Raw genomic sequence first — 15316 nt, forward strand, 5'->3', positions numbered from 1 at the left:
ATGCGGTGTATATCATAATTACTTTAATGATAACGAGCAACATATTTACACAATTTTTCAAGCAAATTAAATAACGAAGCAAATAATTACAATTTAGAGTATCAACTAGTTAACACAAAAGAATAACAATAACAGTCGACAGCAATAAAAGCGGTAACTAATTTAGCTTAGTAAGGTCGTCCGAAAAATAATTTTTTGCCTGCAATTAATCCCCCTTTGATCATATAAAAAAACGCTTCGTATCTCTACGAAACGTTTTTCACTAGTATTAATCTTACTTAAAAGTTAGCAGCTTTCACATGCTTACCATTAGCGATAATATAATACTTCTTACCATGAATGGAAATTGGATCACCATAAGTCGTGATTGACTTATGACGTTTAAGAACCTGCTTACCCATTCGATTACCATATTGACTATAAACATAAGCATTATGAGATAATGTCCGTTTTTGTCCCTTAATATTACCTGCGGCCAGATAATTGCCATCAGCTAATTGATAGAACTCACGACCATTAATCTCAGTCAAGCCAACTACAGTTACCTTAGAACCAGCCTTGATAACAACTTGGTTAGCTCGTTTGCCATACTTATTATATATATAAGCATTATGCATCACTGCTTTTTGCTCCGCCTCTGGAGCAATACTAATCGGTGCTACCTCAGCTTCTACCCTGGGTTGAAGAGTTGCAACGAGATTGGCAGCCTTGACGTATTGGCCATTTCCAATGACGTAGTATTTCTGACCACGAATAGTAATTGCACTACCATAAGTATCAATATCACTACCCTTTGGCAGAACTTGCTTGCCAACACGTTTGCCATACTTATTGTATACATACGAATTATGGGTCAATGTCCGCTTGGTGCTGAGTACATTGCCAGTTGCCAAGTAGTAAACATTATCTCCATCATGCAGGATGTAAAATTCACGACCGTCAATTAGCTTAGTACCGTAAGTCTTGACGATTGAACCATGGTTAAGGACAACTTCATTTGCACGCTGACCAGCTTCGTTGTACAGATAAGCATTGTGCATCAACTTAACTTCTTTAGCTGCTTCAGGTTTTTCATTTGGAGCAACCGAAGTTCCTGGAAGCGTTGGATAAATACCTAAGATTCCATTAATCCGATCTTGATCATTAGCAACCTTACCAATCTCTTCAATAGCGTTATCACGTGCACTATTAACATCTTCAACATTAGTTGCTTTATCAATTGAATCGTTAGCAGCTGCAACAATTTTATCAATTTCGTCTTTCAACTGCTTTTGCTGATCCTTGGAGTAATCAGTCATTTTATCGATTTGCTCTTTAGCATGGTTAGCAGCGGCTGCAACGGCATCTTTAGCAACTTGCTTGATACCTTGGTCTTTAAGACTAGTTATATCTTCTGGCTTAGTTGTTTGATCAAGGTTATTTTTGGCTGTTTCAAATGCTGTATCAAGAGCTGAATGATCTGCTCCTGCCGGTAATTTACCTATTGCATCGTTGTATGCACTTTGCAATTCGTCTTTAGCAGTACTTATAGTATTGGCTAAATTAGCTCCACTTACATTAATACCATTAATCTTGTCAATTGCTTCATCTCGTGCTTTACCAACAGCGACTGCATCGTTAGACTGATCAATCGTTCCTTCAGCTTCTTTGATTGCTTCAGCTTTAGCTGCATTAATTTGACCCTTGAAGTCATCTTTTTGAGCTTCTGACAAATTAGTCTGACCATCAATTGCGGCAATTGCATTATTGGCTACTGCTGCAACAGCTTCTTTGGCAATTTCCTTGATACTATCATTCTTAGCTGTTTCAATACCTTCTGAATCTGTTGCATTATCAACATTAGTTAGCGCTTCTTGTAAAGCTGTATCTAGGTCTGAATGATCTGCTCCTACTGGTAATTTACCTATTGCATCGTTGTATGCACTTTGTAATTCTTTTTGCGCTTCATGCTTAGCCTTATCTAGTGCCAAAGTATCGTTGATACTATTGATGCCATCTGTCTTAGCTTTATCTACTTCGTCACTATTCTTAGCCTTGTCAACATTTCCTTTAGCACTAGTTGCAGCCATATCAATATCAGCCTTCAGCTTCTGTTTGTCTTCTGGAGTATATTCTTCGCCTAGCTTATCAACCTCTGCTTTAGCTGCATTTGCGGCTTGATCTATTGCATCTTTAGCATCACTAATTTGACTACCACTTGTGCTTATGCCTTTGATCTTGTTAATTGCATTATTCTTAGCTGTATTAACTTCATCCTTGCTGTTAGCTTTATCAATGGTTCCGTCAGTTTCCTTGATTGCTTCAGCTTTAGCTGCATTAATTTGACCCTTTAAGTCATCCTTTTGTGCTTGCGACAAATTAGTCTGACTATCGATCGCGGCAATTGCACTGTTAGCTTCTGCCTCAACGGCATCCTTGGCAACCTGCTTAATACCATCATTCTTAGCCTTGTCGACATCTTCTGGCTTAGTTGCCTTATCGACATCACCTTTGGCTTCATCAAAGTCTTGCTTTAATTTGTCCTTAGTTGCTTGATCTGCATCTGTCGGTAAATTATTTACTGCATCTTCGTATGCAGTTTGCAATTCTTCTTTAGCAGCACTTACACTTGCATCCAAATCAGTCCCACTTGCGCCAATACTGTTGATCTTGTCAATTGCATCAGTTTTAGCTTTATCAACAGTAGCTGTATCTTTAGCCTTATCTATGGTTCCTTCTGTTTCCTTGATTGCTTCATCTTTAGCTGAATTAATTTGACTCTTTAGATCGTTTTTTTGAGCTTCTGACAAATTAGTCTGACCATCAATTGCAGCAATTGCACTGTTAGCTACAGCTGCAACAGCATCCTTGGCAACTTGCTTAATACCATTGTTCTTAGCTGTTTCAATACCTTCTGAATCTGTTGCACTATCAATATTAGCTAAAGCATTGTTCAAAGTTGTGTCTAGTTTTAAATGATCCGCACCTGCTGGCAAGTTATTTACTGCATCATTGTACGCACTTTGCAATTCATGCTTAGCCTTATCTTTGGCCAAAGTATTGTTAATACTATTGATACCATCGGTCTTAGCTTGATCAACTGCATCCTTGTTAGGAGCTTTGTCAACTTCTGCTTTGGCTTGATCTGCAGCTTGATCGATATCTTCCTTTAGTTTTTGCTTGTCATCTGGATTATATTCATCACCTAACTGATCAACTCCTGCTTTGGCTTGATCTGCGGCTACAGAGATTACATCCTTGGCAATTTCCTTGATACCGTCGGTCTTAGCCTTGTCAACATTATCTTCAGAAGTTGCTTGATCTATTGCACCATTAGCTTTATCAAAGTCTTGCTTTAATTTATCCTTAGTTGCTTGATCTGCTCCTGCTGGCAACTTACTTATTGCATCATTGTATGCACTTTGCAATTCATGCTTAGCCTTATCTTTGGCCAAAGTATTGTTAATACTATTGATACCATCCGTCTTGGCTTGCTCAACAGCATCCTTGTTAGGAGCTTTGTCAATTTCTGCTTTGGCTTGATCTGCAGCTTGATCGATATCTTCCTTCAACTTCTGCTTGTCATCTGGACTATATTCATCACCTAGCTTATCAACTTCTGCTTTGGTTTGATCTACGGCTACAGAAATTACATCCTTGGCAATTTCCTTGATACCGTCGGTCTTAGCTTTGTCGATGTCTTCTGGCTTAATTGCCTTATCGATATCATTATTCGCTTTATCAAAGTCTTGCTTTAATTTGTCCTTAGTTGCTTGATCTGCATCTGTCGGTAAATTATTTACTGCATCATCGTATGCATGTTGCAATTCTTCCTTAGCACTATTTACATTAGTGTTTAGGTCAGACCCGATTGTGCCAATGCCATTAATCTTGTCAATTGCTTCATCTCGTGCTTTACCAACAGCTTCTGTTCCGTCAGCTTTATCAATGGTTCCGTCAGTTTCCTTGATTGCTTCATCTTTAGCTGCATTAATTCGATTCTTTAGATCATCTTTTTGCGCTTCTGACAAGTTAGCTTGACCATTAATTGCGGCAATTGCATCGTTAGCTACAGCTTTAACAGCTTCCTTGGCAATTTCCTTGATACCTTCAGTCTTAGCTGCTTCAATACCTTCTGAATCTGTTGCACCATTAATATTAGCTAAGGCACCTTGCAAAGCATCATCTAAGTCTGAATGATCTGCTCCTGCTGGCAACTTACTTACTGCATCATTATACGCAGTTTCTAATTCATGCTTAGCCTTATCTTTGGCCAAAGTATCGTTGATATTATTAATACCATCATTCTTAGCTTGATCAACTGCATCCTGGTTTGGAGCATTATCAATTTCTGCTTTGGCTTTAGCTGCAGCTTGATCAATATCTCCCTTCAACTTCTGCTTGTCTTCTGGAGTATATTCTTCGCCCAGCTTGTCAACTTCTGCTTTAGCTGCAGTTGCGGCTTGATCGATTACATCTTTGGCAATTTCCTTGATACCATCGGTCTTAGCTGTTTCAATACTTTCTGAATCTGTTGCACTATCAATATTAGCTAAGGCACCTTGCAAAGCATCATCAAATGGTCTCTTAGCTTCATCACTTGGATTATCACCTAAGCCTATAATTGCTTCTTCATAGGCACTTTGCAATTCATGCTTAGCCTTATCTTTGGCTAAAGTATTGTTAATACTATTAATACCATCATTCTTAGCTTTGTCGATATCTTCTGGCTTAGTTGCACTATCAATATTAGCTAAGGCACCTTGCAAAGCATCATCTAAGTCTGAATGATCCACTCCTTCTGGCAACTCACTTATCGCATCATTGTATGCACTTTGCAATTCGTCTTTAGCAGCACTTGCACTTGCGCCCAAATCAGCTCCATTTGTGCCAATATTGTTGATCGCATTAATTGCTTCATCTCGCGCATCACCAACAGCTTCTGTTCCGTTGGCTTTATCAATGGTTCCGTCAGTTTCCTTGATTGCTTCAGCTTTAGCTGCATTAACTTGATTCTTCAGATTATCTTTTTGTGCTTCTGACAAGTTAGCTTGACCATCAATTGTAGCAATTGCATTATTGGCTACTGCTTCAACAGCTTCTTTGGCAATTTCCTTGATACTATCATTCTTAGCTGTTTCAATACCTTCTGAATCTGTTGCATTATCAACATTAGTTAGCGCTTCTTGCAAAGCTGTATCAAGTGCTGAATGATCCGCACCTGCTGGCAACTTACTTATTGCATCATTGTACGCACTTTGCAATTCATGCTTAGCCTTATCTAGTGCCAAAGTATTGTTAATACTATTGATACCATCCGTCTTGGCCTTGTCAACTGTGTCCTTGTTGGAAGCTTTGTCAATTTTTGCTTTGGCCTGATCTGCAGCTTGATCGATATCATCCTTTAGCTTTTGTTTGTCTTCTGGACTATATTCTTCACCTAGCTTATCAACTTCTGCTTTAGCTGCTGATGCGGCTTGATCGATAGCAGCTTTAGCATCGTTTGCATCAGTAGCCAATTGATCGCTATCTGTTTTAATACCTAAGATCTTATCAATCGCATTATCTCTAGCGGCAGTAATAGCTATATCATTATTACCAGCACTTTCAATTGCCTTATTACCTTCGTCTACAGCAGTTGCAATTTCATCATTAATTTGACTTAACTGTGATTCCGAAAGATCACTTAAGTTATTAGTTACATATTCAGCAGCTGCTTGTACAGCGTCATTGGCAATTTGCTTGATACCAGAATCCTTGATTCCCTCAATTTCATTTAAATTAGTTATTCCATCAAGTTTTGACTCTGCATCTGCCAAATCATCATCTAGCTTAGATGCATCAACTACACTACCTAATTTTTCACCAGCCTGATTACGAGCAGCTTCAAGAGCTTGCTTAGCCTTATCTATTGCTTGATCAAGATCATTAGCACTAGTAGTAATTTTATTAATCTCAGAGATAGCATCCTTACGTGCCTGATCAACTTTCTCAGCATCACTACCAGCTGCTGCAATTGCAGTATTACCAGCAGCTACAGCTGCTGCAACATCTGCTTTTAGCTTATCTTTCTGGGTAGTTGACAAGTTAGATGCTTGATCAATTGTAGTATTAGCATTAGTTGCTGCATCATCAAGTGCGCTGTTTGCTAGGTTCTTAATACCATCATCTTTAGCTTGGTTGACACTTTCAACCTTATCGGCACTATTTAAAGCAGCCAAAGCATTGTTATAAGCGGTATCAAGATTGCTATGCTTGTCATTACCCAACTCTTGCTTAGCATTGTTGTAAGCAGCAGTTAAAGCTTGTTTAGCTTCTTTTCTAGCTTGCTCAGTCACTTGACTGAGAACACTATTAATATTGTTCTCACCAGTGGTAACTGTATCCTTGATATTATTAGCAATTCCGTCAACGTCCCCAGCTGGTTGGTTAACAGCATTAATTGCATTAATTGCAGCAGTTTGATAGTCATCAATCTCAGAAATAGCAGTTTGCTTTTGTTCAGCAGTTAATTGCGTGTTATTAATGATATCTTTAGCATTTTGTGCTGCCTGCTTAACCTCTTCAATCGCATTAAGCTTATTCAAAGCAGTCTTGCCGCGGCTGTATGCATCACTAGCACTGCCAATATCAGTAGCATTATTCAGATCAGTAATTGCAGTATTAATAGCAGCAACAAGTTCGGGATTATCTGCTTTTTGCTTATCAGTTAGCTTATCGAAATCTTCTGCCAAATCTTTTGTATTTTCGATTTCGTTATTAAACCATGGATAATTCTTATTACCCGAGTCCTTATTAATAACCTCATCAATTAAATGTTCACCAGTTGTTTCAGCCGCAATAATTGCTGCCTTGATTGCCGTAGAATCTAATTGATTACCTTCTTTATCAACAGTAGACAGGTCAGTAATACTTGTCTTACCGATTTCATAGGCTTTATCAATTTCAGCAAGAGCTGCTTGCTTTTGTTCAACTGTTAATTGCGAATGATTAATGATATCTTTTGCAGAATTTTGCTTAGCCTTTAACTTATCAAGAGCAGCACTCTTTTGACCTTCTGCTTCAGTTAACCCAGCAATCTTATCTAATTCAGTTTTACCATTTGTTAATGCAGTGTCTGCAGCCGCATTAATTGCTGCAGTATCAGCACCGGTTGCGTCGATAATATTTTGCTTAGCAGCATTAAAAGCAGTTTTTGCTTCTTCAAGCTTGTCTTTTTGTTGATTAGGAGTTAAGCCAGAATTCTTGATTCGATCTTGCGTCTTATCATAAGCTTCCTCAAGCTCTTTAATTGCTTCTTGCTTGTGGTTATAAGCAGCCGAATCATTAGCTGCAGCCACAATCTTGTCAATACCAGCTTCACCAAAGTCAATGGTTTCCCCGGTTACAGTACCCTTTTCGATATCAGTCAGTTGCGTCTTAGCGTCAGCTAAATCTGCTGGAGTAGCTTGAGCTGGCAAACTTACATCATTAATCTTATTAACCGTCTTCTTACGAGCAGTTTCAAGATCTGCAGTCAAGTCAGCTATTTGTTCAGGAGTTAAATCGGTTAAGTCAGCAAGAGAATCAGTCTTTTCAGCTGCATACTTATTAATTGCTGCAATCTGCTTGTTCTTCTCTGCTTGCAATTGTGCTGGTAAAGTTGAGTTGCTAATTAGGTCCTTGGCATCGTTAAAGACCGAACCATTTTCGCCAATATCAGCTGGATCAGCTGCCAAGATATTAGAAATAGCAGTATCAAGTGCAGTATCAACCGCATTATTAGCAGTAGCTAATTCAGTATCATTTAAGAATGGATGATTAGGATCTTCTGGATTTGTAGCCGCAGCTTGCAAAGTATCCTTAGCAGTTTGGGCTTCATCCTTTAACTTCTCAATGGCAGTATTTTTATCAACAAAACCATTAGTAACATTGTTAATCGCAGTAATACCATCATTCTTAGCATGATTCATACCACTAGCTGAGTTAGCCTTATGCTGATCACGCACATTTTTGGCTGCCTTAGCACGTTCGGATTCAACTTGATCCTTCATATCCTGTTTTTGTTCAGGAGTAAACCCAGTTAACTCATCAATCTTATCATTGGCGTTATTAGCGGCAGTTTGCAACGCTGCTAAATCTTTATTCATGGTTTTATCAAGATTGGCATCACTTGAAACGCCATCAATAGCATCTTCACCATTTTGTTCTTCTTGATTAATATCAGTAACTGTATTAGCGGCATTGATGGCATCTTCTGCGTTAGCAACAGCATCATTAAGATCATTAGTTAAATCTTGATATTGACCTGAAGTTAAGCTACCGTCGTTTAACGCATTATCAAGACTAGTCTGTACTGTATTAGCCTTATCATGCAGATTGGTAAGTGCATTTTCACGTGCGCTGCTTAACTCAGCATTATCAGCAGAACTAGCGACATTATCAATCTTCTGCTTGCCGTCATTTTCCGCTGTATTAATTGTAGAACCAGTAGTTGCAGCATCAATATCTTTGTTAATATCATCAACAACCTGATCAATTTGACCCTTCAACTTATCCTTAGTCTTTTGGTCAAGATCCTTACCATCAATCGCCGTCTTAGCAGTTTCAGCATAAGTATTAAGGTCTGCCTTAGCCTGATTCTTCTTATCTTGCAATTTAGCGTCAGTTAAGGCTTGATCGATCTTACTAATGCCTGTTTCCTTATTCTTATTAACTTCAGTAGCATTAGCTGCACTGTTAACCTTATTAACTGCATCATCATGAGCTTTTTGAGCTTGATTTTGATATTGAGTTACTTCTTCAGGAGTCAAATTGCCAGCTGGCTTAGCTAAAGCAGCAATACCAGCTAAAACACCACTATTTGCATCACCCAGTTCTGCATCAAGTTCAGCAATTGCAGCATCTTTAGCATTATTTAATTCCTGATTATTTTGGTTTTTCTTAATATTGTCAATAGCTTTAATAGCATCTTCACGCAGCTTATCGGCTGCAGCAACTGAAGTAGCATTATCAATATTTTGCTTAGCTTGTTCAACTACTTGCTGAGCGTCTTCTAGCGCATCACCAGTTAAGCCCGCTTGATCAAGGTGGTTTTGAACGTCCTGTTTATCTTCTTCTTTAGCACTTAGTAAGTTAGCATCAGCTAAAACAGAGTCAATATTCACTTCGCCAGCACCTTCTTGATTGTTGACGCCAGTTTCTGAAGTTGCAGCATCAATTGCCTGATTTGCGTCAGTGACTGCATTATCAATCGCAGTTTCAACTTGCTTAGCCTGGTCTTCAGTCAAATTAGCTGGAATCTTAGCCTTAGCTGTTTCAGCATATTGTGCTAATTTTTCTTTAGCTTTTGCCTTAGCATCCTTGAGAGTTGAGTCTTGTTCAGCAGCAAGAATTGCTTGTTCGCCATCTTGCTCTGCCTGATTGATGTCAGTTACATTATCCTTAGAAGCAACATCTGCTTTAGCGGAGTTAAGGGCTTCATCAATCGCATTCTTAGCAGCTTCTTTATCAGCTAAATCTGACTTGTCGATTCGATCTTTAGCGTCTTTAGCAACTTGTTCTAACTTTTCTTGTGCTTCACTAATCGCACCATCTAAATTACCAGCATTAGTCAATACACTATCCATATTGGTAATACCAGTCTGCTTTTCAGCTTGTACCTTATTGATGGTATTAGTCTGAGGGTCTTTGACCTTGCCAACTGCAGTATCATAATCACCCTTCAGCTCAGTAAGCATTTGATTCTTCTTATCAGAATCAATGTTAGTCATCGCATTAATTTGACTCTTATCCTTATTATAAGTATTAAGCAAAGCCTTCAGAGCATCATTCTTAGTCCCTTGAAGTTTGGCAGCAGCATCTACAGCATTAAGAGCAGATTCGCCACGTCCTTCAGCCTTATTAACAGCATCTACCGTAGTTGCTTTACCAATATTCTGTTTAGCAGTCGACAGGGCAGTGTCAACTTGACCGATAAAGTCGTCTTTTTCATCATTACCAAGATTAGGATTATTTTTAATATTTTGCTTAATTTGGTTAGCTAACGTATCTAACTTATCAGTTGCTTCAGTCTTAGCGGCACTGATGGCACCGTCGGCATCGTTAGTAGCCGTAGTAACGACACCATTCATAGCGTCAATACCGTTATTCTTCTCATCTGTGACTGTTTCAGAATCCTTGGCGTTGTTAACTGCCGCTACAGCATGATCATAATAACCCTTAATATCGTTCTTAGCTTTATCCGCTGTTGCTTGATTAATCTTACCGTCAGTTAATAGATTATTGATTGCAGCGGTATCGTTATCCTTGGTAGTCTCGAGATCTTGGAGTGCCTTAGCCTTGTCAGCTGCTAATTGAGCTGCATCACGATCAGCATTAATCTTCTGCTTACCAGTGGTCTTGGCTTCGTCAACATCATCAGTATTACCGGCACTATTAACATTAGCAATCGCATCAGCTAGGTCATCATCAACTTTTTGCTTAAATTCTTGCTTCTGGCTAGCACTTAATTGATCAGCTGGCAAATTATCAATGTCAGTCTTAGCCTGATTAGCTGCAGCTTGCAAATCAGAAATTGCACTTGTTTGGGCAGTCGTTAATGCAGTATTGTCGTTATTAATATTATTGACTACATTTTGAATATCTTCTAACGCTTTATTTTTATCAGTCGTTACTGCTGCAGGTGTCTGATCTTTATTAATCTTACTTACTGCGTTATCAGCAATGGTCTTAACCTGCTTCTTAGCAGCAGCCTTGGCTTCATCGCTCAGATTAGTTTCATCAATAGCAGTATTAGCTTCTGTTTGTGCATTTTGGATAGCAGTAATCGCAGCATTCTGACTAGCAATCAATTTTTGTTGATTGAGCAAGTCATCTAGAGCATTCAAACCATCAGTTAGATTGCCTGAAACATCATCTTGGCTAGTCGCAGCAGTAATCGCATCACTATAACCAGTATTAGCTTCATTAGAAACTAAATCCTTGGCCGCTTGAACTTGCTCATCAATTTCAGTCGCACTAAGACCGTGACCACTGAGGGCGTTCAATTGCTGTTCAACATCTTGGGCTTTCTGCGCTAATTGTTTTTGCGCACCAACCTTATCAATGTCAACTACACCTTGGTTAGTTACATTAGCTAAGTCATCATCAGATGCAGCAGTAACGTTGTTAATAGCAGCATTTAAGGCATTATCAATACCCTGATTAATATCATCAATAATTGGTTTGTTTGCCGCAGCCTCGTTACCAGATACACCAGTAGTTGGATAAGTTTCACCATATTGTTGCTTTTGAGCTTTAGCTTCAGCTTGTAATTCAATAATTGAATTTAACTTGTCCAGTGCTTTTTGAGCCGTATCATGCTTTTGATTAGCATCATCATCGTCATTGGCATTAACAATATCGTCAATTGCTGCTTGCGCTGCTTGAATAGCATGATTGACAGCTTCATTATCGGCTGCTAAATCGCTTAACTTGTCCTTATCAGCATCAAGTTCAGTTTGCAAATCTGAGGCAAATTCCTTGGCAACCAATTGCTTTAAGGCATCCTTACCCTTAGCCAAATCATCGTTCCACTTAGCAGGATCTTGCTTATCAGCGTCAATTTGGTCTTCCCATTGTTTAGAAGTAGTTTCTAACGCCTGATTTAATTCTGTGTTATCCGGATACTTTTGCTTGAGCTGATTCTTATAACGACGCAAATCTGAAACAGCCTCAATTGGATCATAAACTGATTGTAATGTACCTGCAGGTTTAGTCTGATCTGGATTTAAATTATCTACTGCGTCAATAGTTGCTTCGTCCGCATCCTTAGCATCAGCTAATTCTTGACTATACTTGGTTTTTTGGTCTTTAGATAACGCTAAAGAATTATTGACTAAGTTATTCTTATTAGTAAAGTCATTATCAATCTGCTTCTTAGCAGCTTGCTTGTAAGCAGCTAAAATTGCGTTTTGACCATTAGTAATTGCCTGGTCAAGATCGCCATTTTCATCATTAGCAGCCGCTTCAATCGCTTGGTTAGCATCATCAAGTGCCTTGGCAATATCTGGATCGCCTGCAGAACCTGCTTGATAGCCTAATAATTCATTTCCCTTATCAGCCCAGTCTTTGACTTGTTGCTTAGCAGCGTTAATAGTCGCGGCTTGGTTAGCTTTCCGAGCCTGTTTAACTTGATCCTTAATCTTGTTAATTGCAGTATCTTTACGGTTCGTTACCGCGCTCATATCGTTTGGAACATAGACACTATCAGGATCGCCTGCTACAGCTTCCTTGTTAGTTGAAGCATTAACAATGTTGTCAATCTCGTCAAGATATGGCTTAGCAGCCGCAGCATCATTGCCAAAAATACTATTAATTGTTTCTTTGGCTTTACTTGCAGTAGATTGAATTTCTTGAGCTGCATTATCTTTTTGCTGTTCCAAAATACTTTCAATATCACTAGGAGTTACCAGCTTAGCTTGTTGTGGGTTTTGCCGTTCTGCTTCAGGCAGTGATGGATCACCTTCAACGAAGTCCTTGTTGGCACTTAAAGTAGCCATTTGCGGCGTAGTACCATTATCCTTAGGTAATAATTCCGCTGGAATAGTTATCGTAAACTTGTACTTACCCGCATGATTACCACTAGTTTCAGCAGTCTTACTAGATTGAGCAGCATACTTGATGCCAGCTTCTTGTTCTTTGTGATAAGGACTGTCGATTTGATTATTAATTTTAGCATCATCAGCAGGATTAGGCATCGCTACCGAAATTAGAGCCTCTGCTTGACTAACATAGCCATTGATAATTTCGTTACCATTCTCATCAATTACAATATCAGCAAGCGAAATTGGATCAATAGTCACAAAACCATCCATGTTGGCAGCGAGAAATTCCAGACGACGCACACCATCTGGATTGTTAATCCGAGTAATATTGTCTTTTTCTTGCTCAACCGTCATCCCTTCAATATTAGCTTCATCAGCCTTTAGCTTACCGCCGCCAATACCATGAAAACCAAAAATTCTAAATGGATCTGATACACTGCCATCGGGATGGCGCAGTCGAACTGAATTCAGGGTAAAACTACCACTTGGAACTAAGGCAGCACTAACATTAGCACCAGCATCTAACAAGAAGTCCTCTGGGTTACTAACTACTGTATTTTTACCTGCACTAAATAAAGTTAAATTGCCAGTACCTGAACTAGCATTATCCAATTTAATTTCAAAATCAGTACCAGTAATATCAGCAGAACCACCGATGCTGACTAAGGTGCCACTATAGGTTCCCATATTAGAACCATTAACAATAAATTTCGCCTTGTCACCAGTAGATAAGTTACCACCAACAGAGATTAAAACGCCCGCACCACTACTGTTTTGGTTACGATCACTAATGTTACCGTTGGTATTAACTACTACTGAAGCATTATCAGCAAGGGTCATTGATGAACCACTACCATTTAAGATAATTGCTTTAGCACGACGATTATTTAAGTTAGCACCATCATATTCAGAGCCACCAACATCAATCTCTAGGTGACCACCATCTTGAACTAAAACACTACCTTGACCACTAATAACCGCAATACCTGTTGGAACAGCATTGTTTTCTCCGCCATTAGCATTTCTAGGGACATCAGTAGCTCCTGCTGGATTAAGCTTTACCTGTGCACCTTTTTCAATGATAATTTCATTATCAGCAGCAAGTGAAACATTCTCACCATTGATATTAATTGTATCAGTACCTGATGCACCACCTTGCATTTCAATAACATCACCCATATAAGTGGTTCCAGTAAAAGTAGATCCAGCGGCGAAAGTTAATCGTCCCCCTCGATCACTAAATTGGAATAATTGTTGATTATCAGCTTGCATCGTATAAGATGTTGTATCATTCTCATTTAGCGGATTAGTATAAGTTGACACAGTTTCCGCATGATTGGTGCCTGAAAACCTAGCTTCAGTATGCTGACCAACATAGAGCATTTGTGAACCAATAAAGTTGACATTTTTGATGTTAACTTTAGAATACTTATCTTTGCTAGTATTGATAATTCCATAAAAAGTTCGACTATAGATATCTAAGTTTTGGTAAGTAATATCTAGAGCAGTTGCGCTACCATCATAAGTTCCTGGTTCAAACATCTGAAAGTCGATAATATGACGGGCACTACTAGGATCATTTTCATCGGAATCTTTAGCCCGTACAACTAATTTTCTTGCTGGAATCATTAACCTGGTCGCACTATTAATATTAGTTGGTGCTTGAATATCAGCTGCCACATTAATAGTATTAATTTTGCTATTATAAAAGGCATCAACTAGATCTTGCCAATCATAGACATCAACTTCTTTATCTTCAGTCTTAGATATCACACTATTACGGTCAACTTTACAATTACCACTACCATTAGAAGGAGTAAATAGATCTGGTACATGACCATCGCTAGCCTGCGGTGTAATTTGAGCATCGTCAGTAACGATAACCGCTGGTTTTTGATCAGTTGCAGCTTGACTATCATCAGTGATTGAAGAATTAGTATTTTCAGGATCAGTAGTTACTGGTTTAGAAGCTTCATCTGGCTTTTGTTGAGCAGTCTGACTGGGTCCTTCAGGGTCCTCGTCGTCTGGTTGCTCCTCATCGTCTGGTTTAGTAGCATCATGATGATCCTGATTTTGGTCAGCATCTCCATCAGAAAGCGGCTTTTCTGGATTCTTAGCTGCTGCAGGATTGGTATCTTTATCCTTGGCAGCACCAGTTTGATCATCTGACTTTAAAAATGCAGATAAACCTTCATAAGTGGACAAATCTGTTTTGGCAGCCTGCTTGGCTGGTTTTGCTTCAGCAGATTGCTCGTCTTGAGCCTTGATTGTGTTAGTGGTATCAGCACTAACTGTATCAGCCTCTACCTTATTAGCATTTAGTCCAAGAAAACTAAAACCAAGTAGAACAGAAGCAGCCCCAATAGAAAGTTTTCGAATTGAGAAGCGGTCTTGTTTAGCCTGCATCTCCATCTTTCTCAAACGTTCGTTATAATTATTTTTTCCGAGCATTAAAATTTCCTTTCTATATTATTACTAGCCTATTCAACACACAAATAAATAGACCAATACATAAAAACTTATACTGGTACAGCATAACATATGAATAGAATACTTATGAAGTAAAGATATTTAGACAAATTAATCAGTCCTTTACCAATACTAAAGAGAAACTTTTACGAATTTTAATCAAACTAGACTTTGTTGAGCTAGCACATAAATTAGCCGATTTTAAAAAATATTTAGCAAACTGAACTAACAATAAATTTGCAAAACGTGATTTTACGAGCAAGTCAAAAAACAAATTAGAAATTTACGGTTGCATTTAACAG

At 38.7% G+C, this 15316-nt stretch carries 1 protein-coding gene; it reads right to left on the reverse strand.

What is annotated here, in order from left to right; genetic code table 11:
- Nucleotides 1–278: 278 nt before the first annotated feature.
- Complete coding sequence (locus tag OZX59_RS02920; RefSeq protein WP_277126648.1) at nucleotides 279–14996, reverse strand: DUF1542 domain-containing protein; 14718 nt, start codon at nucleotides 14994–14996, stop codon at nucleotides 279–281.
- Nucleotides 14997–15316 lie beyond the last annotated feature (320 nt).

It is taken from the genome of Lactobacillus sp. ESL0681 (assembly GCF_029392835.1).
Classification (GTDB): domain Bacteria; phylum Bacillota; class Bacilli; order Lactobacillales; family Lactobacillaceae; genus Lactobacillus.